Genomic DNA, 23,484 nt, shown 5'->3' on the forward strand with positions numbered 1-23,484 from the left:
TCGCAGGAACGCCGGAGCGCTACTTTCGCCATTGCAGCAAATTGACCGGCTGCCCGCTTCCTCCTATGGGCGAAACGCATTCAGGAGGAGGAAAAGCGATGGTCAAGAAGCTATACCCCGATGCTGCGTCTGCGTTGGAGGGCCTTCTCTTCGATGGCATGCATCTTTGTGCAGGTGGCTTTGGACTTTGCGGAATTCCCGAGCGTCTGATCGACGCGATCCGTGATTCGGGGGTCAAGGACCTTACCATCGCTTCCAACAACGCCGGAATTGATGGCGAGGGGCTCGGCAAGCTGCTGCGCACCCGGCAGGTCAAGAAGATGATCTCCTCCTATGTCGGCGAGAACAAGGAGTTTGAGCGGCAATATCTGGCTGGTGAGCTGGAGGTGGAGTTCTGCCCCCAGGGCACGCTGGCGGAGCGCTGCCGCGCTGGCGGCGCTGGCATTCCGGGCTTCTACACCAAGACGGGCGTCGGCACGGCGGTTGCCGAGGGCAAGGAAGTCAAGAATTTCGACGGCCAGGACTATATCCTGGAACGCGGGATCTTTGCCGATGTCGCCATCATCAAGGGGTGGAAGGCTGACGAGAGTGGCAACCTGATCTTCCGCAAGACCGCGCGCAATTTCAACCAGCCGATGGCGACCGCCGCCAAGATTTGCGTAGCCGAAGTCGAGGAAGTGGTGCCGGTCGGCAGCCTTGATCCCGACGCGATCCACCTGCCCGGCATTTATGTGAAGCGCATGATCGTCGGCGCGCCTTACGACAAGAAGATCGAATTCCGCACTGTGCGCCAGAGGGAGGCCGCGTAATGGCTTGGACGCGTGACGAGATGGCTGCGCGGGCGGCCAAGGAACTGAAGGACGGTTTCTACGTCAACCTTGGCATCGGCATTCCGACGCTGGTGGCGAACCATATTCCCGCTGGCGTGGAAGTGACGCTCCAGTCCGAGAACGGCATGCTAGGCATCGGCCCTTTCCCGATCGAGGGCGAGGAGGATGCGGACCTGATCAATGCGGGCAAGCAGACGATCAGCGAACTGCCGAACACCGTCTATTTCTCCAGCGCTGACAGCTTCGCCATGATCCGGGGCGGGCATATCGACCTTACTGTGCTGGGCGCGATGGAGGTCGCGGAAAATGGCGACATTGCCAACTGGATGATCCCCGGCAAGATGATCAAGGGCATGGGCGGCGCGATGGATTTGGTCGCGGGCGTCAAGAAGATCATCGTCGTCATGGAGCATACGTCCAAGGACGGCAGCCCGAAGTTCATCCCGGCCTGCACTCTGCCGCTGACCGGCAAGAATGTGGTCGACATGATCGTGACGGACCTGTGCGTATTCCAGCGCCCCGACCATGACAGCCCGTTCAAGCTCGTTGAACTCGCGCCGGGCGTGACGGCGGAGGAAGTCGCCGCTAAGACCACGGCTCATTATCTGAGCTGAGGACTGTGGCATGAGCCTTGAGGGCACCTATGACGAAGGCAATGTCTTTGCATTGATCCTTCAGGGCAAGATCCCTTCGACCAAGCTGTATGAGGATGCGCATACATATGCCTTCCTCGACATCCAGCCGCAGTCGAAGGGTCACAGCCTGGTCATTTCCAAATGGTCGAAGGCGCGCAACATCCTTGAGATCGAGGAGGATGCACTGGCGCAGGTGATGGCGACGGTGAGGAAAGTCGCCAAGGCAACGGCCAAGGCGCTCGATCCTGACGGCATCCATGTCGCCCAGTTCAACGGTGCGCCTGCCGGGCAGACCGTGTTTCACCTGCATTTCCATATCGTGCCGCGCTGGCAGGGCGGGCCGATGGGCTTTTCCGCCCATGCCCAAGGCAATTTCGCTGATCCCGCTGCCCTTGAAGCGCTGGCGGAAGAGATACGTGGCGCATTCTGAGCCGCGCGCCAATTTCATGACCAAGCCTGTTGAGACGCGCTGACATGGCGCTGAAACCGTTCAATGCGCCCGGCGCCCGGCTGGCGCTGCGATCGAAACCAGCAAGAAGCTATGTCGCGGCGGCTGATGGCAAGGCGGAGATCATCCTCGACATTTCCCGGCTATTGTCGCGCAGCTTCCATGCAGCGCCGACGGGCATCGACCGGGTCGAATATGTCTATGCGCGTGAATTGCTGGAGCGAATTCCGGATCGGCTGGCCTTTGCCGCCGTGCATCCGGCAGGCGGCTATTATGGTCGGCTGAACAGTGCGGCGGTGCGGCAGTTTCTGGCGTTCACGGCGGCGCGCTGGCGCAATAGCAGTGCCAAGGATGAGGCGGCGAGCCGGGCGGCGGTGATCCGGCACCTGATTGCGCTGCGTCCGCGTCCTGTGCCCCGCGCCCGGAGCCCGCGCGTCTATCTGCAAGTATCGCCCCACCATCTGGACGATCCGGATCAGGTGGGCGCTATACTGAGGGCGGAAGGCGCGCGTTTCGTGACGCTGGTTCATGATGTGATCCCGCTCACCCATCCGGAGTTCGCACGGCCGCAGGGGGCGGAGGAACATCGGCGGCGGATACGCACGATTGATCGCTATGCTGACGGCATCATCGGCAACAGCCAGGCGACGATCGATGCGCTTGGCCCCTTCATGACGCGGAGCATGGAAGGGCGCAGCCTCTGCGTCGCTCATTTCGGCTCTGACCCGCCCGATATTTTTGGGGGCGATAGCCATAAGGTGCCGTCACGGCCTTATTTCGTTTATATCTCGACCATCGAACCACGAAAGAACCATCTGCTGCTGCTCAATCTGTGGCGGCGCCTGGTGGAGCGGTGGGGCGATCGGGCTCCGGTGCTGGTGCTGATCGGCCGCCGTGGCTGGGAAAATGAGAATGTCGTCGACATGCTGGAGCGGGCGGCAATCCTGCGCGGCCATGTCATCGAAGCGGGCAGCGTGCCGGACACGGAAATGCACGCGCTGGTAGCGGGCGCGCGGGCGATGCTGATGCCTTCGTTCGAGGAAGGGTTCGGCATTCCGGTGATCGAGGCGCTGTCGGTGGGTGTGCCGGTGATTTGCAGCGACATCGTCGCGCATCGGGAGGTTGGGGGAGAGGCGCCGGATTATCTCGACCCGCTGGACGGGCTAGGCTGGATGCGGTTGATCGAGGCTTATGCGCTGCCGGATGCGCCCGAGCGCGAGGCGCAGATGGCGCGTATCAAGGCGTGGCGCGCGCCGCAGTGGCGAGACTATTTCGACATCATCATGCAATTGCTGGCCGATGTGACGGCTTCCACGCCCGCTTGACGTCCCTGCCGGGGGTGCGCATGAAAGTTTTGTGGACAATTGCTTTTCTGCCGGGTGCGGACGGGATTTGACGAAGTGACGCCGCTGCCCTTCCTGCGATCGCCGCCCTTTCCCGGAATTGCTCCGCGCGTGGCGGCGGTGAGTGTTCTGCATGGTCGGGGGGGTGAACCGGACGAAGTTCCAGACGGCGTTATCGACCAGATCGCGGCGGCGCGGGTTGGAGGGGCCTTTTGGGGTCGCCAGCGAGAGGGCGTGAAGCTGGTGGCGCGAGCAGGGTGCCGTTTCCCCCGCGAGGGCTTGCAGCGCGATGAGATCGTCATTCTGTCTGCGCGACCTTCCGGCAAACAATATGATCCCTGGGTGCTGGTGGCGCAGGCGCGCTCCGTCCACGCTGCGGCCGACGATGAACTGGCGATCATTGCGGGGATGCTGGGCGTTGCTGTGCATGGACCTGATGGGGAAGTGATCGCGCCGGAGCGGCTTCGGCTGGCGGCAAAGCGCGCGGTCGCGGCCGCCACTTACCGGAATTGTTTCAGCGGCGAGACGGTGGGCGTGGAGCAAGCCGTCGCGCAACTGGCAGAGTGGGGCCGCCATCTGCAAGGCAACCGGCATATCGCCGCAGCCAGCGGCATGGCCTTCTGGAAGCGCGAAGCGATGCAGCGGTTCCTATGGGATGGGGAGCGTTCGCCGCCCTTCCTTTCCCCGCGCGCCGGGATGCGGCGGGTAAGGCGCGAGGGTGGGGCGTTGGCGGTGTGGCCATCGCGGGTGCCATCGTCCTTGCAGGCGGATGCGCCGGACATTGCGGTTGCGCGGGTGGAGGATGGCTTCTTGCGGTCGAAGGGGCTGGGGGCCGCGCTCACGCCGCCCGGTTCGGTCGTCATCGACCGGTCGGGCATCTATTATGATGCGGGCGGGCCGAGCGATCTTGAGACGTTGCTTGCAACACATGCTTTTTCACCGGCGCTAGTGAAGCGCGCCGGTCGGCTCCGTGCGATGATCCGGGCGTCTGGCGTCACCAAATATGGACAGGATGGGGGGCAGATGCCGAGCCTCCCCAGCGCCAAGCGCACGGTATTGGTCGTCGGGCAGGTGGAGGATGACCTGTCAGTGCAGCTCGGCGGCGCTGGGGTCGAGGGCAATCTGGGCCTGCTGAAGCGAGCGCGGCGGGCCGAGCCGGATGCCCATATCATCTACCGGCCCCATCCCGATGTGCAGGCCGGGCTGCGGCGCGGGCATTTGAGCGATGCTGTGGTGCATGAGCATGCCGATGCGCTGGATAGCGGCGCGCCGTTGATGGCGCTGGTTCAGGCGGTCGATGAAGTGCATGTGCTGTCGTCGCTCACCGGGTTCGAGGCGCTGCTGCGCGACCGGCCTGTCACGGTGCATGGCATGCCATTTTATGCGGGATGGGGGCTGACCCGCGACCTGGCCGAGCCCAATCCGCGTCGAGGCCGCAAGCTAACGATCGACCAGCTTGTGGCGGCTGCCCTCATTCTCTATCCACGTTACCTGGACCCGGTAACATGTCTGCCCTGCGGCCCCGAAATCATGGTGGAGCGTTTGAGTAGTGGATCGACGTCATCAACTTCATGGCTGATCCGAATGCGGACGCTACAGGGGAAAATTAGAAGATTTATGACTTTGTCTGCCGAGCATCTCCATGGCTGACGGCCACGCCAAGACCTTCCTTTTTCTTCAGGGACCGCATGGCCCCTTTTTCGCGATGCTGGCGGATGCCTTGCGGACGCGTGGGCATGGCGCGCTGCGGATCAACATCAATGGCGGGGATAAGGTCGATTGGCCGGGGGAGGCGACGGACTATCGCGGATCCTTCCGCAACTGGCCGCTCTTCTTCGATGATTTCATCGTCCAGCATGGCATAACCGATCTGATCCTCTACGGCGATTGCCGCCCCTATCATGCGTCGGCGCACAAGATGGCGCGGCTGCGCGGCTTGCGCGTCCATGTACTGGAGGAAGGTTATATCCGGCCGGATTTCATGACGTTGCAAGAGGACGGGGTGAACGGCAATTCAACGCTGCCGCTCGACCCGCAATGGTATCTGGATCAGGCGCTCGGCTTGCCGCCGGAGGGCGGGCGGGAGCCGCAAATTCCTTCGACCTTCCGCAGGCGCGCGGTGAATACGACGCGTAATGGGTTGGCGTCGGCGATGATGTGGCCGATCTTTCCCTTTTACCGGACGCACCGGCCGCAAAGCTTCCTGCTGGAGGCGGCGGGCTGGTTCAAGAAGCTGATGCTGCGAAAGCGGGATGTGCGTTTGTCGCGTACCCAGTGGCACGAGATTAAGGACAAGCCCTATTTCGCCCTGCCGTTGCAGCTGGATTCGGACTATCAAATTCGCGTCCATTCGCCGTTTGGCAATATGCGCGCGGCCTTGCGGTTCGTGATCAAGAGCTTTGCGCGATATGCACCCGAGGGCACTAACCTGTTGGTGAAGCGGCACCCGCTGGATTCGGGATTGGTCGCCTGGGAGCGGCTGACGCGGCGGCTCGCGGCCCGATATGGGGTGGTGGATCGCGTCTATTATCTGGCGGACCTCGACATCGCGCAGGTGGTGGGCCGGTCGCTTGGCGTGGTAACCGTCAACAGCACGGTCGGCACATTGGCGCTGAACAAGGGCAAGCCAGTGCTGGTGCTGGGACATGCTGTCTACAAGGTGCCCGGCGTCGTTTATAGGGGGACGCTGGACGAGTTCTGGCTCGATCCGGGAGCGCCGGACCAGACTCTCTATGCGGCATTTCGCCGGGTGCTGATCGACCGATGCCTGATCCGGGGCGGCCTGCTAAGCGATCAGGGCCTCGATATGCTGGTGAACAATGCCGTGGAGCGGCTTTGCGACGAAAGGCAGCAGGGGGAGCGCAGTTCGGATGGACCAGTGCGGCACATCAATCTTGCGCGGGTCAGCTGAGGACAGGATTCGTGCGCCGCGTAGGGCGTTGTTGAGATAGCGGGTGAAAGCTGCATTGCGGACGGGAGGGCGCGCGCGGAGCCATGCTAGCGCGACAACTGGGCGCCAGAGGGTAAGCTGATCGGGCGTGACACCGCTTTGCCTTTGATAGGCGCGGCCAAGCTGATGGGCGGCCCAGTCGCGCCAGATGTTGGTGATGGGGTCGGCAGGGCCTTCGCCGAACCGCATCAGCATCTCGCTCCTGACGACATCGGCGGCGGGCGCGCCGATCGCGGCCTTCGCCCAGTCGAGGACGACCAGCCCCTTATCATTGACCAGAATATTGTCGATGTGGAAGTCGCCGTGGAGGAGCTGATTGCCATCCGGGAGGCGAGCGAGATAATCGGTGGCAGCGCGCTTGAGCCGATCCGGCGCCGGGCCATATTCGATATCGGTTTGAAGCACGGACTTCACGGTGCGCAGTCCGGATGCCGAGCGACCGTGCATCTTATGGAAGAGGCGAGCCATGTCCCGGAGGAGGGAGGCCGCCGAGAAAGGTTTCTGGCGAATTGCTCTGGCGACGGATGGGCCGTCTATCTCTGGATAGATAAGGGCGCGTTTGTCATCCACCTCGACGCGCGCGCGGGGTGCGGCGGTGGGGAGGCCCAGGGAATGGGCCAGCGTGGCAGCCGCCCTTTCGCGCTCGATCATTTCATCGGACACAGCGGGATGGAAGATCTTGATGACCTTTCCGTCGCCAATATGGAAAACCTCCGAGCTCTGGCCCCGGTCGAGCAGCAGCCAATCGCTTCCCATTTTCAACGACATGTGCTGCATCATTTCCTCGCTTCCGTGCATTTGCCGATCGCTCAATTGATGGTAGCTGCGCCGACAGGATTCCAGGAGCTTGCCCAAATGAAAGAGTTGATCGCCTTTGATCTCGACGGAACGCTGGCGGAAAGCAAGCAGCCTTTGGGCGAAGAGATGGGGGAAGCGCTGGCTGACCTGATGACGGTCGCGCATGTTGCCGTGATTTCCGGGGGTGACTGGCCGCAGTTCGACAAGCAGGTGGCAAGCCGCCTGCCCGGCCGCGCGGACCTGTCGCGCCTGTGGCTGATGCCGACGACCGGTACCAAGCTTTTCACGCATCAGGCGGGCGCATGGACGCCAGTCTATGCCGAGCTATTTGATGAGGCGCAGAAGCAGAACATCTTCGCCGCCTTCGATCAGGCGCTGGAAGCGACCGGCTTTGTGCCGGAAGAAACATGGGGCGAACGGATCGAGGATCGGGGCAGCCAGATCACCTTTTCCGCGCTGGGGCAGCAGGCTCCTATCCAAGCGAAGGAGGGATGGGACCCCGACTTTGCCAAGCGCCGCATCATCCAGGCCGACCTGCGGGAGCGGTTGCCTGGCCTGTCGATCAACATGGGCGGCGCGACATCGATCGACATCACGCGTGAGGGCGTGGACAAGGCCTATGGCCTCAAGAAGTTGCGCGATGCGAGCGGCATCGCACTGGACGCGATGATGTTCATCGGCGACGCGATCTTCCCGGGCGGCAATGACTATCCTGCCAAGGAATTGGGGCTGGACACGGTGCGCGTCCGGGATCCGGAGGAAACGCTGTCCGTGATCGCGGCGATCGTTTCCTGCCAGAAATGACCGATTTGCACTGATGCCGAGCGCCGTCAGTTGCGGCGTGCGGGCATGATCTGAGAGGGGCGGGGGTGTGCTTCACAGGCGAACCCGTCCATCCGGCCAATACCGCTGCTGGTCTAGCCGTTGCGGGCGATGCCTTTTAGATGATGGAGTAGAAGGTCGGCATTGGCTTCCCAGGTGAAGCGCAGTGCTGCATCGCGCACCGCTTCGCGCTCGGGCGGGTTATAGAGAATCTCTCCGATGGCGGCCGCGATCGCTTCAGGGTCGCGATCGACGATCTGGCCTGCCTCCGGCCGGTCGAGCAGCTCGCGCGCCCCACCAACATCGGTGATGACGATCGGCGTGCCGCAGGCGAGCGATTCGACCCAGGCGTTGGCGAGCCCTTCGGATGAGGAGGGCAGCGCCATCACATCAGCGGCGGCATAGATGCGGGGCAGCCGGTCATGCGGAACGGAGCCGAGGAAACCGATGCGCCGGTCGACGGCCAGTTCCTCCGCCTGCTTTTCCAGCGCCCGGCGATATTGACCCTGACCAGCGAACAGCAAGGTGATGCCGGGCAGGCGCGGAAGCGCCTGCACCAGCAGTTCCTGTCCCTTGCGCGGAATGAGCGCGCCGACGCACAGGACCACGGGTCCTTCAAAGCCCAATGCTTCCTTGGCGGCAGCGCGGTCGGCCAGTTCAAATCGATCAAGATCGACGCCGGTATAGTGAACGCGGATCTTTTCCGCATCCATGCCCAGCTTGACCATCGACCGGCGCATTGCGCTGGACACGGCGAGCAGGCCCGCCGCTTCCGCCCCGGCGCGTTTCACCATGCCGCGCGTGTCGCGCCGTTTGCCCCAATAATGGATGTCGGCGCCGCGCGCCTTGACGGAATAGGGGATGCCGAGGGCGCGTGACAGGCGCTGCGCCACTGGGCCGTCGGGGAAGAAGAAGCTGGCGTCGATCACGTCGAAGGGCTGCTGTTCATGCAGATGGCGTACCAGCGGCAGGATCGCGCGTGTCATGCTGCCGACATTATAGCGCGCGCCGATCTTCGGAATCGTCGAAAAAATCGGGCGGTAGACGGTGAGGTTCTGCCACCTTTCCTTGCGCGGCAGGGCGCGGAGCGGCGCATATTGATTGCCAAGGCCGATCGGCCAGATGGGAACCCCGAGCGGTGCGATCACCGTGACATTGACGTCGGGGCGGCTGGCGAGTTCCCGCGCCTGCCGTTCGACGAACACCCCGAAATTCGGACGGCTCATGTCCGGGAACAGGGTCGAGAGCGTAAGGACATTCAGCGTCATGCTGCCCCCCTTAAAGCATCGCGGTTAATCGAGAGTTAGGGCTGAAGCGCGGCTTTGGCTACAATTGTCTTACCAACTGAACGGCCACGGCCCCCCAGGGTGGGTCGCTGATGATCTGTTGGCGGCTGCCGCTACCCAGAGGCAGGATGTGCAATTTGTCACCCTCTCTCCCGATCAGTCTGCCAAAGACGAAGCGTCCGGCATGGCGTGGCAGCAATATGTCGCGATTGAGCGCGCTCGCAAATTCGTCCGGGCCGATGCGGCGGCACCAGATTTCGTCGCCGCTGCGATAATCGCCGATGCTGGCGGATACCTGGACGCCGATCATCGCGTCGGCGGGCACGGGTGGGGGGAAGGACAGGCTGCGGGTGGGCGCGCGGGCGCCTTCCGGGCCGAGCAATGCCGCGACCGGCACCACGCTTTGGCCCGGCAGCGCCACCAGCTCGGACGAGCCAACGCCCAGAGCGTCGGCGATGCGGTTCAACCAGTTGACCGATACGGTTCGCGTGCCGGTTTCCAGCCTGCCGATCGTCTGTGCCGTGGTTGCAGGGCGGCAGAGCGCCGCGACTTGTTCCAGCGTCAAACCCTTGGCTTTTCGAACTTCTCTAATCCGGGTGATCATGCCTATTCCAGATTTTTTACCTATTTGGTTTTTAGTCTTTCCTACAAATGGTTCGTCGTGGCAAGCCCCTTCGCATCATTCATGCATAAGGAGGAAGCCGATGCGAAGCCAATATGTGGAGCAGAAGATCGAGGACCCCGCAGGACATGTCCAGACAGTGGCGGTGAATATCGGCGAATCGCCGCTGGCGTGGCTGCATGCGCGTGGTCATCTGAGCGAGCGTTGCTTCCGGGCGGGGGAATTGTTGCGCGCTGACTGGGAGAAGGCGGGGCTCGGGCCGCGCGTTACCATGCGATGGGACGCGGCGCCTTCGATCGGTGGCCCAAGGAGTGGCTCAGGAGCGCCCGATCCCAGCATGGCTCAGCTGTCGGCGCGGGAGCGTTTCCATGCCGCTATCGCCGCCGCCGGACCAGGGCTCAGCGACATATTATGGCGGGTAGCCTGCGCTGGCGAGGGGCTGGTCGCGGCGGAGCGGGCGCTCGGATGGCCGAGCAGGGCGGGCAAGTTGGTCCTGACGCTGGCGCTGGAGAGGGTGGCCGCTTGGTATCGAGTGCCGTGACGTTTAACGGCTCAGCTCGGCACCGAGGAGCAGCAGCAGTTTGACGTCGATGGCAAAGCCCTCGGTACGCCAGACGGCTATCTGCGCCGCCAATTGATCCAGCGGAACGCGGTGGACGCGGATATCTTCCCCGTCCACGCCTCCGCCATCGCCCGTCTTTTGCAGGTCATAGGCGCGGAAAAGGCAGAAGCTTTCGGATACCATGCCGGGCGAACTGTAAAAGTCGCCAGCTGCCTGCATGCGTCCGGCGCGGTATCCGGTTTCCTCTTCCAGTTCGCGGGCGGCCGCGCGTTCGGATGCCTCGCCTTCGTCATCATCGCCGACGAGGCCCGCTGGCAGTTCGATGCAGCGGCGGCCGAGCGGAACCCGGAATTGATCGACCAGCAGCACATGCCGCCGCCCGTCTGCGTCTTCGTCGATGGCGAGGATAACGGCGGCATGGATGCCGCGCGCCCGGCCGACATATTCCCATCCGCCGCGACGCTTGGCGGTGATGAAGCGGCCAGCCCACATGATTTCTTCCGGGGCGGCCATATCCTGTTCACTCATAATTCGATCAGCCTGTCGGGCAATTCGTTGATGTCATCATGCTCGCGCGGGAAATGCGCCGCGAGGACAGTGCCGACCTGACGCACGGCCTCTGCCAGGCCCTGTCCGGGCTGGCCCGCCCGGATCGCATCGATCAGTGCTGCCATGGCTTCGCCCCATGCCTCTGGCGCGACTTTTTCGTTGATGGCGCGGTCGGCGACGATCTCGGCGCGATGCTCGTCAAGCGACAGGTAGATTAGGACGCCCGTGCGCCCGCGCGTGCGCGCTTCGGCGGCGGTGCGGAAAAGCAGGATCGCGCGGCGGCGTACCCGGCGTGCCTTGGTAGCGCGCGGCGTCATCAGCATGCGTAGTGGCATGATGGCGAGCAGATAGCGCACCACGAGAAACTTCAGGATGAGAAGGCCGGTCAGGCCCAGGATGAGCTTCCAGTCGGCAAGCTCATGTTCCCAATCCAGCAGCAGAGTGGATAGGAAGGCGCGCAGCTGCGCGGGGAATGCGGCCATGAAAGACAAAGCTAGGAATATGGCCGCGACCGCCCAACTGAGGCCGACATCATGATAGCTGTCGGAACGGCGGGTGACGATCGTCACGATTTCGCCGGAAGAGTGTGTCTCCGCTTCCTTGACGGCGGCGGTAACAAGGTCGTGGTCGGCTTCGCTTAACAGCAATTGCATCACCAGCCCCCCGAGGCGCCACCGCCCCCGAAGCTGCCACCGCCGGAAAAACCGCCGCCTCCGCCGCTACCCCAGCTTGATCCGCCCCCGCCGCCAGAGCCCCATCCAGAGCCCATACCCGGCCCCCAGAGGATGACAGGCGCGCCGCCGCCACGGCGATAGCGCTTGCCGCCCCGCGCTCGCGACAGCAGCGGCAGCAGGACGAAGAAGATAAAGAACATCATGATCCAGAAGCCGAGGATGCCGCCGCCTCCGCTATCCTGCTGGCGGGCTTCGGCCTCCGCCTGCGCGGCGCGCGCTCTCGCCTGATCGGGGGGCAGGGAGAGCAGCGACGTGATCTGGTCGACGCCCGCATCGATGCCGCCCGCCATGTCGCCAGCCTTGAAGCGGGGGGTGATGGCGTTGCGGATGATCTGCGAAGACAGCGCGTCCGTCAGTATGCCTTCGACACCATATCCGACCTCGATTCTCACCTTGCGTTCATTGGGTGCGATGATCAGCAAAACGCCCTGGTTATTCTTGTCCCCGATCCCCCAGGCGCGGCCGAGGCGGTAGCCATAGTCCGATATGTCGTAGCCCTGAAGGTCAGGAATGGTCGCCACCACCAGCGCCCGCCCGCTCGCCTGCTTCTGCGCGATCAGCTTCTGGCTCAGCGCCTGTTCCTGCGCGGGGTCGAGGATGTTGGCGGCATCCACCACGCCCTTGTCGTCGAACTTCGGAAAGCTCTGGGCTCCGGCGGACGGAGCCATGCCAAGCATCCCTGACAGGAGCGCGAAGATCAGGAACAGGCGGCGGAGCATCGCTGGCGCTTACTTGCCGAAGTCGACCTTGGGCGCTTCTTCGGCTCCCGGTGTGGTTGCCTGGAATGGGGTCATCGGCTTGGCGCCATGAATGATCTTGGCACCGATCGCGTCGGGGAAGGTGCGGATGCGCGTATTATAGGCGCGGACTGCCTCATTATAGTCCCGAATGGCGACCGCGATGCGGTTCTCGGTGCCTTCCAGCTGGGACTGGAGGTCGAGGAAATTCTGGTTGGTCTTGAGGTCGGGGTACGCTTCAACCGACGCGAGGAGTCGCCCGAGGCCCTGGCTCAGTTGCGCCTGTGCCTGCTGGAACTGCTGAACCTTGGCGGGGTCGGACAGATCCTCGGCGTTGACCTGCACCGATGTGGCCTTGGCGCGCGCCTCCGTGACCTTGACCAACGTGTCCTGTTCCTGCTTTCCGGCTGCCTTCACCGTGGCGACCAGGTTGCCGATCAGGTTTGAGCGACGCTGATATTGCGCCTGGACATCGGCCCATTTGGCTTTTGCCGCTTCTTCGGCAGTGGGGACGCTGTTGATGCCGCAGGCCGACAGCGCGAACGCCGTGAGCAAGGGTAGAAGGAAGGCAGGAGAAAATCGGCGCAGGATCGTCATGGAACATCCTCGGCATTGTTACGATGTCGGAAATAGGTGGTTGTGGAAGCGGGTGCAACGGCTCATCCTGTTAAACACGTAATCAGGGCAAGGGGTTCGTACATGGGACTGATTTCCGAATTCAAGACGTTCATCAACCGTGGCAATGTGATGGACCTGGCCGTCGGCGTCATCATCGGCGGCGCCTTTGCCACCATCACCAAGTCGTTGACCGATGACCTGATCATGCCGGTCGTGGGCTACCTGTTCGGCGGGGCGGACTTTTCCCGCTATTTCATCCGGCTTGGCGACATACCTGCCGGGTTCAAGGGCAATCCGGAAAGCTATGCCGACCTCAAGGGCGCAGGCGTTGCCATGTTGGGGTGGGGCGAATTCCTGACCGTGCTGGTCAATTTTCTTATCCTCGCCTTCATCATCTTTCTGCTGGTGAGGGCCGTGAACAGGCTGATGCCCAAGCCCGATGAAGCACCCGTCGCGACCCCGGAGGAAGTGCTGCTGCTCCGTGAAATCCGCGACAACCTGAAAAAATAATTCGTTTCTGCGACGAAAGGAGCCTGCGGCGGGAACCATCTGCCGTGCGACCAGTTGATCGCGGTCAGAGTTCTGGGTGCTTTGCGAGGCCAGAATTCTTGCCGAATGACGTCAGCCCCAGGGGGGCGCAACAGGAGAACACGCCGTGAAAACCATCGTCTCAGTCCTCGGCCTTGCCAGCTTGATCGCGCTTGCTGCGTGCGATTCCAAGCAGGAAAACAAGGTCGAGAACGCATACGAGAATCAGGCGGACGCCATCGACAACCAGGCCGATAATATGGAAGCGATGGCCGATAACCTGTCCGGCAATGCCGAAAACGCTGCCGAGAACGCCGCCGACGCTTTGGAGAACAAGGCTGAAGCGACCCGTGAAGCTGGCGAGAAGGCCGCAGATGCTGCCGAAAAGAAGGCGGATCACTAAGCTTTCGCTTTTCCAAACCGGAAAGGGCGTCGCGATGATGATCGCGGCGCCCTTTTTGCTGGCTATTCAACGTCTTTAACGAGCCTTTAACCACGCCGTCCCCATGGTGCCGTCGCGCGCATCCGTGAAGGCCAAGGGAATGGACGAGTTACTTCAGGAATTCATAGCCGAGACACAGGAGACGCTGGAAGCCCTGGCGGGCGAGGTCGTCGCCTGGGAGGCGGACCCCAGCGACCGCGACCGGCTGGACGCCATTTTCCGATTCTTCCATACGGTAAAGGGCAGCTGCGGCTTTTTGAACCTGCCGCGATTTGAACGGCTGAGCCATGCGGCCGAGGATGTGCTGTCGGAAATCCGCGCTGGAAACCGTACCGCCGATCCGGCGACGGTCAGCGCTGTGCTGGGCATTATGGACCGGATCGCCGAACTTGCCGAGGCGGTGGCGATCGGCGCTGCGCTGCCGGATGAAAATGACGACTATCTGATTGGCGCCCTCGCCGCACGCGAGGAAGTAACGGCGGCCGCAGAGGTCGCTCCCGCGATTGAGGCCGTGCGCCAGAGTGGCGCGCAGGCGGTGCCCCGGACGATCCGATTGCCGCTGTCGCTGATCGATCAGTTGATGAACGGCGTGTCGGACATGGTGCTGGCGCGCAATGAACTGTCCCGCAAGCTGCGCGAACGATCGAGCGATCCCGAACTGGAAAGCAGCTTCGAACGGCTTTCCACATGCGTTGCCGACATGCGGGACGCCATTTCCAAGACGCGGATGCAACGCGTGGAACGGCTGTTCACCGCCATTCCGCGCATGGTGCGTGACCTGGGCCGCGAACTGGGCAAGAGGATAGACCTGGTCCTTGAGGGCGGTGATGTCGAAATGGATCGCGAGATGGTGGAGATGGTGGTCGATCCACTGACCCACATCGTGCGGAACAGCATCGACCATGGCATCGAAACGCCCGAGCGGCGCAAGGCGCTGGGCAAGCCGGAAGCCGGAACGCTGAAGTTGCAGGCGCGACAGTCGGGCAACCAGATCGTGATCGAAGTCAGCGACGACGGGCAGGGTATCGATACCGGGCGCCTGGTGGAAAAGGCAGTCTCAGCAGGCAAGCTGACCCGCGATGCCGCCGCCAGAATGAGCGAGGCGGAAAAGCTGGAGCTGATCTTCCATGCCGGGCTGTCGACCGCCAGCCACGTAACCGCGATATCGGGCCGGGGGGTCGGGATGGACGTGGTTCGCGCCAATGTGGAGCGGATCGGCGGCGTCATCGCGCTGCACAATGAGCTGGGACGGGGATTGCGGATCGTGCTGCGCGTTCCGTTGACGCTGACGATCATTCCGGGCCTCATCATCCGGTCTGGCGGGCTGCACTTCGCCATTCCGCGCGCGGCGGTGGTCGAGATACTGCACGATAATAACGAGACGCTGCACGTCGCCGAAGTCGGTGGCGCGAAGATCGCCACGATCCGGTCGGTGCGTCATTCGATGATCGATCTGGAAGATGTGCTGGGGATGGAAAAGTCCGTCCAGCCGGGACCGCGCGCAATCATGGTGGTGCGATCCGCGACCGGCGTTCCCTTCGCCCTGGGTGTCGCCGCTGTCGATAATCATGAGGAACTGGTTATTCGTCCCGCGTCTCCGCTGGTCATGGCGACCGGCGTCTATGCGGGCATGACGCTGCCCGACAATGGCAAGCCGATGCTGCTGCTAGACGCGGCAGGCCTCGCCAATGCCGCGCGCCTGCCGAATGTTGCGGATGAACGGGCAAATGATCAGGCCGATGACAATGACGATGGCGCTGTCCGGGTCGAGATGGTGTCGGCCCTGCGCTTTGAGGAGCTGTCGGGCGAACGGCGGCTGATCAAGCTGTCTCTGGTCGAGCGGGTAGAGGATGTGGAGGCATCGCTCTTCGGCCGTTCGGGCGCCCATGCCTTTGTGCGGCTGGATGGACGGCTGGTGCCGGTGGCCAACGGTGCGCATAAATTTACTGCCGATCATGTTTCGGCGCTGCGGCTACGCGATGGCAATCAGGAAGCCTGTTATCCGGTCGCCGCTGTTCTCGATATCGTGGAAATGCCTGCCGTGCCCGACATGGTCGCCCTGCAAGGCGTGCTGAGCGGCGTCGCCATGGTCGATGGCGAACATCTTGAGGTCCTTAATCCCTTCGCACTGTTTGCCGCCCTGCCAGATAGTGGCTTCGCAAGACGCGTTCGGGGACGGTGCGTCCTTGCTGACAGTGAGGATGGCTGGACGCGTGAGATATTGGCGCCCTTGCTCCGTCAGGCGGGCCATGAAGTCCTTCTGGGCCTGCCCCAAGGTGAGGCCGTCGATCCGGCGGACGTGGTTCTTTGTTCTGACCGTGACCTGACGCAGGCGGCCGAGATATTGGGATGCCGCATCGTTCAACTGCGCGCGTCACCAAAACCGGCAGGGCCAGAAGATGGCAGCATCTACCGCTATGATCAGGACGCCCTGATGGCGGCCATCACTGGCAACCGGCGCTAAGGAGGGTTTTATGGAGCAGCTTTACCTTCTGGCGACATTGGCGGACACCCGCGTCGCCGTGGCCGCCAATGAGGTCGAGGCGGTCGTGAAGCTGGCCGACATTTCGCCCGTGCCGGGCATGCTGGGGCATGTGGCGGGGCTGTCGGCCCTGCGCAGCCGCGTGCTCACGATCATCGACGTGCCCGCCCTGATCCATGGCGCGCCCACGCCGCCGGATCGGCGGGGCCTGGCGATCATCGCCGACATCAGTGGGCACAGTTATGGCCTGATGGTGGATGCGGTGCATGATATTTGCCAGGTGCCCGAAGGCGACCTGCCGCTGCGTGGGCAGTTGGACAAGGCCTGGGCACCTTATGCACGGGCGATCGTCGAACAGGATGGGCATCCGCACCTGCTGGTTTCGCTGGCAAGTTTCATCGAAACCGGCCTGCTGGCACAGGCCGCATAAATTCCCGGCTCGTTTACGAATTACTCGGCTTTGGTGGCTAATCTTTCCTGCACGGGAAAAATCCAAGGGACGCTTCATGAAAAACTGTCTGGTAGTCGATGATTCGAAAGTCATCCGCAAAGTTGCACGGCATATCCTGGAATCACTTGATCTGTCGGTAAGTGAAGCGGTGGATGGGCAGGATGCACTGACCCAATGCGAAGCCGCAGCGCCGGACGTGGTCCTGCTGGACTGGAACATGCCGGTCATGAGCGGCATGGAATTTCTTCAGGCGCTTTCCACCGCGAAGGTAACCGCTCGGCCGAAGATCATCTTCTGCACCACTGAAAACGGCATCAGCCATATCAAGGCAGCCGTGGAGGCGGGGGCCGACGAATATGTGATGAAGCCGTTCGATCGCGAGACACTGGAAAGCAAGCTGTCGATCGTGGGCGTCATCTGAACCGTTGATTCGCTGATTCGCCCCAGTCCTTTCCTGTCGCCAGAAAGCCCATCAATGTCCGCCGTCACGCCTATCCTGGCCAGCCAGAGCAGACCGCAGGTCCGCACGATGGTTGTCGACGATTCCGTCGTCGTGCGGACAATGATCGCGCGTATCCTGGATAGTGATCCGGCATTTTCGGTGGTTCACAAGACCAATAGCGCCGAACATGCGTTGGGTTATTTGGCTGCGCATGAGGTCGACCTGGTCCTGTTGGACATCGAGTTACCGGGGCAGAGCGGATTGTCGGCGCTTCCCGCCCTTCTTCGCGCGAATCCCAGCGGCAAGGTGGTCATCCTTTCCGGAAATTGCCAGGAAGGCAGCGGAGCCGCGGTTGAGGCGCTGGCACTGGGGGCAAGCGACATTTTCGCAAAGCCCGGCAGTGGCAGCTTTGGTGAACAGTTTCCCCAATCGCTGATCGATCGGTTGTCGCGCCTGTTCGGCACAAACACGCAACAAGGGGGGGAAGCGCAGCCGGTCGTGATGGCCGCGAGCAAGGCGACCGCCCCGCTTGCCTGTCTGGGCATCGGCGCTTCGACAGGCGGTATCCACGCGCTGGGCCAGTTGTTCGCCGGTATGACCGAGCCGCTGGGCGTGCCGATCCTGCTGACCCAGCATTTGCCGGTCAGCTTCACATCCTATTTCGTCCAGCAACTCGCCCGGATGACCAGCCTGCGGGTGAAGGTTGGCGAACAGGGCGAAATGCTGGTGCCCGACACCATCTATGTCGCGCCCGGCGACGCCAATTTGCAGGTCCGCCGGGGGCTGTATGGGCGGGTGATGGTCACGTTGAATCCCCAGCGCACGCCTGCGGGAAACCTGCCCGGCGTCGATCCGATGTTCACTACCATGGCCGAAGCCTATGGGGCGGGCGCGGCAGGCGTCGTCCTGACCGGGATGGGCCGTGACGGCACGGTCGGCGGACATGACATCGTTGCCGCGGGCGGTTGGATCGTAGCGCAGAATGAAACGAGCAGCGTCGTTTGGGGCATGCCGGGATCGGTGACAGCGGCTGGACTCAGCTGCGCGTTGCTGGACCCCTATGCCATCATGGATTTTGTCGCGCGGCGCGGAAAGAGCAGAGGTTTGACACATTGACCCTTTCGACCGATTCATCCTCGAGCGGCGCCGCCCGCATCTTTTCGGCTCTGCTGGAGGCGCGCACCGGGCAGATATTGTCGGAAAGCCGCGCATGGCGGATGGAAACGGCGCTGAAGCCGGTCATGCGCACCCATGGTCTTGCCGACATGGACGAACTGGCCGCCCGTCTGCTGGGCAATCGTGATCCCCGGCTGGAAGATGAGGTGATCAACGCGCTGCTCAACAACGAAAGCAGCTTTTTCCGTGATCTCCAGATCTTCGACATGATCCACCGGCATATCCTGCCCTCCTTTTATGCGGATCGGCGGGACCGGATGCTGCGGATCTGGAGCGCGGGCTGCTCCACGGGTCAGGAAGTCTATTCCCTAGCGATTCAATTGCGCAACGACATCGCCCGCTGGCGTGGCTGGCGCATCGAAATATTGGCGACGGACATTTCGACCGCCGCTATTGAACAGGCGCGCAGCGGCGTCTTTTCGCAGATGGACGTTCAGCGCGGTCTCGCCGTCGGGGACCTGATCAAATGGTTCGAACCCGTTGGGGACAACTGGCGCGCCAGCCCGGAACTGCGCCGGATGATCGATTTCCGGACGGACAATCTGTTCGATGCGAAGGCCCCATCGGGTGAATATGACCTGCTCCTTTGCCGCAATGTGCTGCTTTATTTCACAGCGGAACGACGGCAGGAGGTATTCCGCCTTCTGACGCGCCATAGCCAGGAAAAGTCGGTGTTGTTGCTGGGGGCGGGTGAGACCGTGATCGGCCATAGCGAAGATTTCATTCCCCATCCCGAATTTCGCGGGGGATATGCGCGGCGGCTGGAAACGGCGCGGAACAGCGACGAGGCCCTTCGTCGCGCCATCTGACCAGGATTTCGCGCACATCCCGTTCCCGATACTGGATCGGGGAAATGCTTGCGCTTGATCGGCCATTCGCTCTCGGCCATTGTCTGCGGCAGTTGCCCGTCCTGATGCGGCGCGGCGAGGACAGATGATGGTTGCGGGTTTCCGATGAGCGACATTCCAATGATCGAAACGCCGTCGCCCAATTTCGACGACCGCAAGCTGCCCATATCCATGCTGGTGCTGCATTATACCGGCATGCCGGACGCCCAGAGCGCGATCAACTGGATGGCCAGTCCGGAATCCAAGGTTTCCGCGCATTATGTCGTCACCGAAGAGGGTAAGATCGTCCGAATGGTCGATGAAGCCAGACGGGCCTGGCATGCGGGCCGGTCCCACTGGCGCGGCACGGATGACGTCAATTCGGCGAGTATCGGGATCGAAATCGTCAATCCTGGGCATGAATGGGGTTATCGCCCCTTTCCCGACGCGCAGATTGAGGCACTCGTCCCGCTGATGCATGACATCGTGCAACGTCACGGCATCACGCGCGGCAATATCGTCGGGCATAGCGACGTCGCCCCGGCGCGCAAACAGGACCCGGGCGAGCTTTTCCCCTGGTGGCGACTGGCCCGGTTGCGTCTGGCGTTGCCGCGTCCCACCCGCAACCTGATGGACCCGCTTTGGTCCGACAGCGCTTTCCTGCTGGCGCTGGAGCGCTTTGGCTATGATATTGCCGAGCCTGATGCGGCAGTGATCGCGTTCCAGCGGCGCTTCCGGCCGGAATTGATCGACGGGGTGATCGATGGCGAATGCCGCGCGATCCTGCTCGCATTGTTGCTGCCAAAGCCGAGGGGCGATGAATAAGCGGGGATGACGGGCGCGCGGAGTCCGTGTATGGCCCGCCTTGCCAGAGGGCCGGGCGGCCGCGGCGTGGCGGGTAACTTCCACGGCGAGGAAAGTCCGGGCTCCACGAAATGACGGTGCCGGCTAACGGCCGGCTGGAGTGATCCAAGGGACAGTGCAACAGAAAGCAGGTCGCGAAGGTTTCGGCCCCGCGAAATTGAAAGGGTGCGGTAAGAGCGCACCGCGTCTCCGGCAACGGAAGGCGGCACGGTAAACCCCACCGGGAGCAAGACCGAATAGGGGCGGCGCGCGGCCAGTCTGCAAGGATGAACCGCTAGGCCAGTTTCGGCTGAGACCGCCCGGGTTGGTTGCTTGAGGGACGGAGCAATCCGTCTCCTAGAGGAATGGCCGCCCATCCATGGTGACATGGTGGACAGGACCCGGCTTACAGGCCCTCTGGCATTAGAATCCTCCCCCCGCTTCGCGCGGGGAGGATGGAGATAGCAGTAATTTCATGAACCGCCGGGGTGGCGTTCTGCCTGCGGCTTACCTAATTGGGACCGATGGCACGAAGCAGCCGATCAAATGACTGGGGCTTTCCCCGCTGGCGCAGCTATGGCGCATCGCGTGAGGCGCAACAGGTGCGCATGTGCGATCGATATGGCTGTGACCAGCCGGGCAACTGCCCCGCGCCCAAGTCGCCCAACAGCCCGGAACGCTGGTATTTCTGTTCTGACCATGCGGGTGAGTATAACCGCAACTGGGACTATTTTCAGGGGCTGGACAAGGAAGAGCGGGAGCAGCGCGAGCGCGCCGAGCGCCGCGATGCAGGCGGCTATCAAGGCAGCGCCTATCATGGCTGGGGCGGCCCGGGTGACGGCAGCCGGTCGCGGGACGAGTTGCACGCTCTGAAAGCGCTGGAGCTGGAGGACGATGCCGATTTCGAGGCGGTGAAGAAGAGCTGGCGGCGTCTGGCCAAGGAATATCACCCCGACGTGAAGCCGGGCGACGTGGACGCCGCCGTCCGTTTCCAGACGATTCAGGCCGCCTATGAAGTGCTGCGGTCGGCGGAGGAACGGCGAACGTGGAAGCCGCGGGAGACGGTGGATTGAAGGATCATGTCCGGTCCAACTGGCGGAATGCGGTGCTGGTCTGCCGCAAATGTTCGAAGAAGCTGGATGGGGGATTTGGTCCCGATGGGGACGAGCGGCTCGCCAAGGCGCTACGGAGGCGGTTGTCGCTGAAGAAAGGGCGCAAGGCGGCGGCGGGGGTTATCGAGGTGAATTGCCTCGGTGTTTGTCCCAAGGGGGCGGTGACCGTGGTCAATGGCGCGCAGGCGCGGGACTGGCTGCTGGTCCGGCCGGGCGTTGATCTGGACGAAGTCGCGCGAAGCTTGGGTCTGGCCCCGGCCGTTGGCAGGGTCAGCTAGCCTGTTTGAGCGGTGGCTCCAGCCCCGCTTGGGCGAGCAGGGGCATCAGCAGCTTCTCTTCCTTGCGCATCCGGTTGAGCAAGGCATCGATGATCTGGCGGCTTTCGCGGCAAAATTCGGGCCATTCGCGCGCAATGCGATCATCGCTCCATCGGGACATATAGTGGGTGAAGTCCAGCGCCAGCGGCGCCATTTCCGCTTGCAGCCGCGCTGCCGTTTCCCGCAGGGGGGCATGCGCCTGCCGCTGCATCGCGGGATAGAAGATATTGTCTTCCAGGGCGAGGTGAGACATTAATTGCCGGGCAAACTGCCAGCGGAAGGTGCCAAGCTGGCGAGGCGTGGCATTATCGGAAATCAGCTGCAAAAATCCATCGGCGGCTACGTCAAGCGCGTCATGTTGGCTTTGTAATTGATGCAGGTCCATCGGCCATTTCCAAACATAGGATAAGATGCTTTTCGCACGGCGCCGTTAATAATCCGTTCTTTCCGGGGGATATTGACCGAGGGAGGCGCCGTCCGCCGCGACTTCCAGGCGGCGGACGGCGTTACAAGCATCAGCCCGGCTGGTCAGCGCGGCTCGCGCCTTCACCGTCCAGATTCAGCGCCACGAAATCCCAATCGATCGCGTCCTTCAACAGGCGCTCGGCATAGTTGGGGCGCAGGTTACGATAGTCGATATAATAGGCATGTTCCCAGACATCGAGGATCAGCAGCGGCGTATGGCCGTGCGCCACCGGCGTGTCGGCGTCATGATAGCTGGTGACTTCCAGCTTCCCGTCCTTCAGGATCAGCGCGGCCCAACCGCTGGCGAAATGGCCGACGGCTTCCGCTTTCAGCTTTTCGAGCAGGGCATCAACCGAGCCGAAGCCTTCGTTGATGAGGGCGAGCAGCGTGCCGGTCGGCTGCTTCTTTTCCGGCGACAGCGACAGCCAATAGAATGTGTGGTTCCAGATCTGTCCGACCTGATTGAACAGTGCCCCCTTGCTGCTCTTGATCAGTTCAACGAGCGACTTGCCCTGCAGGGTGGGATCGGCTGCGACCAGTTCATTCGCCTTCACGACATAGGCATTGTGATGCTTGCCATGGTGATAGTCGAAGGTTTCAACCGAAAGAATGTCGCCAAAGGCATCCTTGGGGTAAGGCAGATTGGGCAGCACAAAGGCCATATTGGAACTCCTCGGGTTCTTGGGATGGATGGCGGCATAACGGGCATGCCACCGAAAGGGTCCCGGCCCCGTAGCAGCCTTATTGCACTGCGGAAAACAGGATATTTTCGTTTAGCTGCATGGAAATATCCATGTGACAGCAGCGTAACGATGACATAGAATCATCGGTCAGGCCGTTCACAAATAGCGGCCGGATAATAGGGGACGGATCAATGGCAAAATTCTTCGGTAATTTGCATCTGGTGCTCGCCGTGGGGCTGGTGTTTGCGCTCGTGGTGATTTTCTCGGTTCCGGCAAACACGATTCCCGAGCAGGCGATCCTGCGCTGGCTCCACCTGTTCTTCGGTATCGTGTGGATCGGCCTTCTTTATTATTTCAACTTCGTCCAGATCCCAACCATGCCCAAGGTTCCGGCCGAACTGAAGCCGGGCGTGTCGAAGTTCATCGCGCCTTCGGCCCTGTTCTTCTTCCGCTGGGGCGCGGCGCTGACCGTGCTGACCGGGGCAACCATCGCCTGGCGCAGTGCCTATCTGGTGGAAGCGCTGACACTTCAGCAGGGTTTCGTGCTGATCGGCGTGGGCATGTGGCTGGCGCTGGTGATGGCGTTCAATGTGTGGTTCATCATCTGGCCGAACCAGAAAAAGGCGCTGGGTATCGTGCCTGCCGAGGATGCGGTGAAGGCCAAGGCGGCGACCACGGCCATGATGTTTTCGCGCATCAACACCTTGCTGTCGTTGCCGATGCTCTACTGCATGGTGAACTTCAACGGCGGTTGATTTATGACGCGGGCGGGGCTGGTTGAG

The 23,484-nt window shown here is 62.4% G+C and carries 27 protein-coding genes, 1 other RNA gene and 1 pseudogene; 20 read left to right on the plus strand and 9 right to left on the minus strand.

Going from position 1 to position 23,484, the window contains the following annotated elements; translation table 11 throughout:
- Positions 1–98 precede the first annotated feature (98 nt).
- The 6 genes from ACZ5YV_RS00875 to ACZ5YV_RS00900 all read left to right on the plus strand — a co-directional run bounded on the left by ACZ5YV_RS00875 (position 99) and on the right by ACZ5YV_RS00900 (position 6,167).
- Positions 99–809, plus strand: a complete 711-nt coding sequence (locus tag ACZ5YV_RS00875) for a CoA transferase subunit A (RefSeq protein WP_464788170.1) — start codon at positions 99–101, stop codon at positions 807–809.
- Positions 809–1,444 (plus strand): CoA transferase subunit B, encoded by a 636-nt coding sequence (locus ACZ5YV_RS00880; RefSeq protein ID WP_464788171.1) that lies wholly within the window; start codon positions 809–811, stop codon positions 1,442–1,444. The genes ACZ5YV_RS00875 and ACZ5YV_RS00880 overlap by 1 nt, the downstream gene beginning before the upstream one ends.
- A gap of 10 nt (positions 1,445–1,454) precedes the next feature.
- A complete protein-coding gene (locus ACZ5YV_RS00885) occupies positions 1,455–1,895 on the plus strand; it encodes an HIT family protein (protein ID WP_449471208.1) in 441 nt (146 codons plus the stop codon).
- A gap of 44 nt (positions 1,896–1,939) precedes the next feature.
- Positions 1,940–3,238, plus strand: coding sequence for a glycosyltransferase family 4 protein (locus ACZ5YV_RS00890; protein ID WP_464788172.1), 1,299 nt, complete (start codon positions 1,940–1,942; stop codon positions 3,236–3,238).
- A 75-nt stretch (positions 3,239–3,313) separates the two neighbouring features.
- The gene (locus ACZ5YV_RS00895) at positions 3,314–4,906 is read left to right on the plus strand and encodes a capsular polysaccharide export protein, LipB/KpsS family (RefSeq protein ID WP_464788173.1); all 1,593 of its coding nucleotides are present in this window, start codon (positions 3,314–3,316) and stop codon (positions 4,904–4,906) included.
- Complete coding sequence (locus tag ACZ5YV_RS00900) at positions 4,899–6,167, plus strand: capsule biosynthesis protein (protein WP_464788174.1); 1,269 nt, start codon at positions 4,899–4,901, stop codon at positions 6,165–6,167. Before ACZ5YV_RS00895 ends, ACZ5YV_RS00900 begins: the two co-directional genes overlap by 8 nt.
- A gap of 195 nt (positions 6,168–6,362) precedes the next feature.
- On the opposite strand, the pseudogene ACZ5YV_RS00905 reads toward ACZ5YV_RS00900, so the two are convergent.
- Positions 6,363–7,169 (minus strand): annotated as a pseudogene (locus tag ACZ5YV_RS00905) (phosphotransferase family protein); the annotation flags it as partial.
- On the opposite strand from ACZ5YV_RS00905, the gene ACZ5YV_RS00910 reads away from it, so the two are divergent.
- The gene (locus tag ACZ5YV_RS00910) at positions 7,062–7,808 is read left to right on the plus strand and encodes an HAD-IIB family hydrolase (RefSeq protein WP_464788175.1); all 747 of its coding nucleotides are present in this window, start codon (positions 7,062–7,064) and stop codon (positions 7,806–7,808) included. The pseudogene ACZ5YV_RS00905 and the gene ACZ5YV_RS00910 overlap by 108 nt on opposite strands.
- Before the next feature lie 113 nt (positions 7,809–7,921).
- Here ACZ5YV_RS00910 and ACZ5YV_RS00915 read toward each other — a convergent pair whose 3' ends face one another.
- Both ACZ5YV_RS00915 and ACZ5YV_RS00920 read right to left on the minus strand, forming a co-directional pair.
- The gene (locus ACZ5YV_RS00915; protein WP_460987502.1) at positions 7,922–9,094 is read right to left on the minus strand and encodes a glycosyltransferase; all 1,173 of its coding nucleotides are present in this window, start codon (positions 9,092–9,094) and stop codon (positions 7,922–7,924) included.
- Between the two features lie 58 nt (positions 9,095–9,152).
- Positions 9,153–9,716 carry a helix-turn-helix domain-containing protein gene (locus tag ACZ5YV_RS00920; RefSeq protein WP_464788176.1) on the minus strand — a complete coding sequence of 188 codons (564 nt, stop codon included), beginning with the start codon at positions 9,714–9,716 and terminating at the stop codon, positions 9,153–9,155.
- Positions 9,717–9,816: 100 nt separating this feature from the next.
- On the opposite strand from ACZ5YV_RS00920, the gene ACZ5YV_RS00925 reads away from it, so the two are divergent.
- Positions 9,817–10,275 (plus strand): DUF6456 domain-containing protein, encoded by a 459-nt coding sequence (locus ACZ5YV_RS00925; protein ID WP_464788177.1) that lies wholly within the window; start codon positions 9,817–9,819, stop codon positions 10,273–10,275.
- A 3-nt stretch (positions 10,276–10,278) separates the two neighbouring features.
- Here ACZ5YV_RS00925 and ACZ5YV_RS00930 read toward each other — a convergent pair whose 3' ends face one another.
- From ACZ5YV_RS00930 to ACZ5YV_RS00945, 4 genes are read right to left on the minus strand one after another with little or no spacing between them, the layout of a single operon-like run.
- Complete coding sequence (locus tag ACZ5YV_RS00930; RefSeq protein ID WP_464788178.1) at positions 10,279–10,824, minus strand: NUDIX hydrolase; 546 nt, start codon at positions 10,822–10,824, stop codon at positions 10,279–10,281.
- Positions 10,821–11,498, minus strand: a complete 678-nt coding sequence (locus ACZ5YV_RS00935; protein WP_464788179.1) for a TPM domain-containing protein — start codon at positions 11,496–11,498, stop codon at positions 10,821–10,823. The genes ACZ5YV_RS00930 and ACZ5YV_RS00935 overlap by 4 nt, the downstream gene beginning before the upstream one ends.
- Positions 11,498–12,298, minus strand: a complete 801-nt coding sequence (locus ACZ5YV_RS00940; protein WP_464788180.1) for a TPM domain-containing protein — start codon at positions 12,296–12,298, stop codon at positions 11,498–11,500. Before ACZ5YV_RS00940 ends, ACZ5YV_RS00935 begins: the two co-directional genes overlap by 1 nt.
- A gap of 9 nt (positions 12,299–12,307) precedes the next feature.
- Complete coding sequence (locus tag ACZ5YV_RS00945) at positions 12,308–12,913, minus strand: LemA family protein (protein ID WP_464788181.1); 606 nt, start codon at positions 12,911–12,913, stop codon at positions 12,308–12,310.
- A 102-nt stretch (positions 12,914–13,015) separates the two neighbouring features.
- On the opposite strand from ACZ5YV_RS00945, the gene mscL reads away from it, so the two are divergent.
- The 11 genes from mscL to ACZ5YV_RS01000 all read left to right on the plus strand — a co-directional run bounded on the left by mscL (position 13,016) and on the right by ACZ5YV_RS01000 (position 21,515).
- Entirely contained in the window at positions 13,016–13,444 is a 429-nt protein-coding gene (gene mscL / locus ACZ5YV_RS00950) for a large conductance mechanosensitive channel protein MscL (RefSeq protein ID WP_464788182.1), read from the plus strand.
- A 145-nt stretch (positions 13,445–13,589) separates the two neighbouring features.
- Complete coding sequence (locus ACZ5YV_RS00955; RefSeq protein ID WP_464788183.1) at positions 13,590–13,865, plus strand: hypothetical protein; 276 nt, start codon at positions 13,590–13,592, stop codon at positions 13,863–13,865.
- A 139-nt stretch (positions 13,866–14,004) separates the two neighbouring features.
- On the plus strand, positions 14,005–16,368 hold the full coding sequence (locus tag ACZ5YV_RS00960; RefSeq protein WP_464788184.1) for a chemotaxis protein CheA: 2,364 nt from the start codon (positions 14,005–14,007) through the stop codon (positions 16,366–16,368).
- Positions 16,369–16,378: 10 nt separating this feature from the next.
- Positions 16,379–16,816, plus strand: a complete 438-nt coding sequence (locus tag ACZ5YV_RS00965) for a chemotaxis protein CheW (RefSeq protein WP_464788185.1) — start codon at positions 16,379–16,381, stop codon at positions 16,814–16,816.
- 76 nt (positions 16,817–16,892) lie between these two features.
- Entirely contained in the window at positions 16,893–17,258 is a 366-nt protein-coding gene (locus ACZ5YV_RS00970) for a response regulator (RefSeq protein WP_196225378.1), read from the plus strand.
- 54 nt (positions 17,259–17,312) lie between these two features.
- Entirely contained in the window at positions 17,313–18,395 is a 1,083-nt protein-coding gene (locus ACZ5YV_RS00975) for a chemotaxis protein CheB (RefSeq protein ID WP_464788186.1), read from the plus strand.
- Positions 18,392–19,264: a CheR family methyltransferase gene (locus ACZ5YV_RS00980; protein WP_464788187.1), complete on the plus strand. Its 873-nt coding sequence runs from the start codon at positions 18,392–18,394 to the stop codon at positions 19,262–19,264. The genes ACZ5YV_RS00975 and ACZ5YV_RS00980 overlap by 4 nt, the downstream gene beginning before the upstream one ends.
- Positions 19,265–19,408: 144 nt before the next feature.
- Complete coding sequence (locus tag ACZ5YV_RS00985) at positions 19,409–20,107, plus strand: N-acetylmuramoyl-L-alanine amidase (RefSeq protein WP_464788188.1); 699 nt, start codon at positions 19,409–19,411, stop codon at positions 20,105–20,107.
- A 43-nt stretch (positions 20,108–20,150) separates the two neighbouring features.
- Positions 20,151–20,550, plus strand: an RNA gene (gene rnpB, locus ACZ5YV_RS00990) — RNase P RNA component class A.
- A gap of 99 nt (positions 20,551–20,649) precedes the next feature.
- Positions 20,650–21,198 (plus strand): J domain-containing protein, encoded by a 549-nt coding sequence (locus ACZ5YV_RS00995; protein ID WP_464788189.1) that lies wholly within the window; start codon positions 20,650–20,652, stop codon positions 21,196–21,198.
- On the plus strand, positions 21,171–21,515 hold the full coding sequence (locus tag ACZ5YV_RS01000) for a (2Fe-2S) ferredoxin domain-containing protein (RefSeq protein WP_464788190.1): 345 nt from the start codon (positions 21,171–21,173) through the stop codon (positions 21,513–21,515). The genes ACZ5YV_RS00995 and ACZ5YV_RS01000 overlap by 28 nt, the downstream gene beginning before the upstream one ends.
- Here ACZ5YV_RS01000 and ACZ5YV_RS01005 read toward each other — a convergent pair.
- Positions 21,508–21,939 carry a hemerythrin domain-containing protein gene (locus tag ACZ5YV_RS01005; RefSeq protein ID WP_464788191.1) on the minus strand — a complete coding sequence of 144 codons (432 nt, stop codon included), beginning with the start codon at positions 21,937–21,939 and terminating at the stop codon, positions 21,508–21,510. The genes ACZ5YV_RS01000 and ACZ5YV_RS01005 overlap by 8 nt on opposite strands.
- A gap of 130 nt (positions 21,940–22,069) precedes the next feature.
- On the minus strand, positions 22,070–22,681 hold the full coding sequence (locus ACZ5YV_RS01010; protein ID WP_464788192.1) for a superoxide dismutase: 612 nt from the start codon (positions 22,679–22,681) through the stop codon (positions 22,070–22,072).
- Between the two features lie 212 nt (positions 22,682–22,893).
- Between ACZ5YV_RS01010 and ACZ5YV_RS01015 the strand changes: the two genes are divergently transcribed.
- Positions 22,894–23,457, plus strand: coding sequence for a urate hydroxylase PuuD (locus ACZ5YV_RS01015; RefSeq protein WP_464788193.1), 564 nt, complete (start codon positions 22,894–22,896; stop codon positions 23,455–23,457).
- Positions 23,458–23,484 lie beyond the last annotated feature (27 nt).

The sequence above is a fragment of the Sphingobium sp. TomTYG46 genome, assembly GCF_055396345.1.

Coding starts and splice junctions, on each gene's coding strand:
- ACZ5YV_RS00960 (WP_464788184.1), top strand. CDS start 14,005: ATGGACGAGTTACTTCAGGAATTCATAGCCGAGACACAGGAGACGCTG.
- ACZ5YV_RS00885 (WP_449471208.1), top strand. CDS start 1,455: ATGAGCCTTGAGGGCACCTATGACGAAGGCAATGTCTTTGCATTGATC.
- ACZ5YV_RS00920 (WP_464788176.1), bottom strand. CDS start 9,716: ATGATCACCCGGATTAGAGAAGTTCGAAAAGCCAAGGGTTTGACGCTG.
- ACZ5YV_RS00910 (WP_464788175.1), top strand. CDS start 7,062: ATGAAAGAGTTGATCGCCTTTGATCTCGACGGAACGCTGGCGGAAAGC.
- mscL (WP_464788182.1), top strand. CDS start 13,016: ATGGGACTGATTTCCGAATTCAAGACGTTCATCAACCGTGGCAATGTG.
- ACZ5YV_RS00925 (WP_464788177.1), top strand. CDS start 9,817: ATGCGAAGCCAATATGTGGAGCAGAAGATCGAGGACCCCGCAGGACAT.
- ACZ5YV_RS00930 (WP_464788178.1), bottom strand. CDS start 10,824: ATGAGTGAACAGGATATGGCCGCCCCGGAAGAAATCATGTGGGCTGGC.
- ACZ5YV_RS00915 (WP_460987502.1), bottom strand. CDS start 9,094: ATGACGCTGAATGTCCTTACGCTCTCGACCCTGTTCCCGGACATGAGC.
- ACZ5YV_RS00965 (WP_464788185.1), top strand. CDS start 16,379: ATGGAGCAGCTTTACCTTCTGGCGACATTGGCGGACACCCGCGTCGCC.
- ACZ5YV_RS00975 (WP_464788186.1), top strand. CDS start 17,313: ATGTCCGCCGTCACGCCTATCCTGGCCAGCCAGAGCAGACCGCAGGTC.
- ACZ5YV_RS00890 (WP_464788172.1), top strand. CDS start 1,940: ATGGCGCTGAAACCGTTCAATGCGCCCGGCGCCCGGCTGGCGCTGCGA.
- ACZ5YV_RS00970 (WP_196225378.1), top strand. CDS start 16,893: ATGAAAAACTGTCTGGTAGTCGATGATTCGAAAGTCATCCGCAAAGTT.
- ACZ5YV_RS01010 (WP_464788192.1), bottom strand. CDS start 22,681: ATGGCCTTTGTGCTGCCCAATCTGCCTTACCCCAAGGATGCCTTTGGC.
- ACZ5YV_RS00880 (WP_464788171.1), top strand. CDS start 809: ATGGCTTGGACGCGTGACGAGATGGCTGCGCGGGCGGCCAAGGAACTG.
- ACZ5YV_RS00940 (WP_464788180.1), bottom strand. CDS start 12,298: ATGCTCCGCCGCCTGTTCCTGATCTTCGCGCTCCTGTCAGGGATGCTT.
- ACZ5YV_RS00985 (WP_464788188.1), top strand. CDS start 19,409: ATGAGCGACATTCCAATGATCGAAACGCCGTCGCCCAATTTCGACGAC.
- ACZ5YV_RS01015 (WP_464788193.1), top strand. CDS start 22,894: ATGGCAAAATTCTTCGGTAATTTGCATCTGGTGCTCGCCGTGGGGCTG.
- ACZ5YV_RS00995 (WP_464788189.1), top strand. CDS start 20,650: ATGGCACGAAGCAGCCGATCAAATGACTGGGGCTTTCCCCGCTGGCGC.
- ACZ5YV_RS00935 (WP_464788179.1), bottom strand. CDS start 11,498: ATGCAATTGCTGTTAAGCGAAGCCGACCACGACCTTGTTACCGCCGCC.
- ACZ5YV_RS01005 (WP_464788191.1), bottom strand. CDS start 21,939: ATGGACCTGCATCAATTACAAAGCCAACATGACGCGCTTGACGTAGCC.
- ACZ5YV_RS00945 (WP_464788181.1), bottom strand. CDS start 12,913: ATGACGATCCTGCGCCGATTTTCTCCTGCCTTCCTTCTACCCTTGCTC.
- ACZ5YV_RS00875 (WP_464788170.1), top strand. CDS start 99: ATGGTCAAGAAGCTATACCCCGATGCTGCGTCTGCGTTGGAGGGCCTT.
- ACZ5YV_RS00900 (WP_464788174.1), top strand. CDS start 4,899: ATGGCTGACGGCCACGCCAAGACCTTCCTTTTTCTTCAGGGACCGCAT.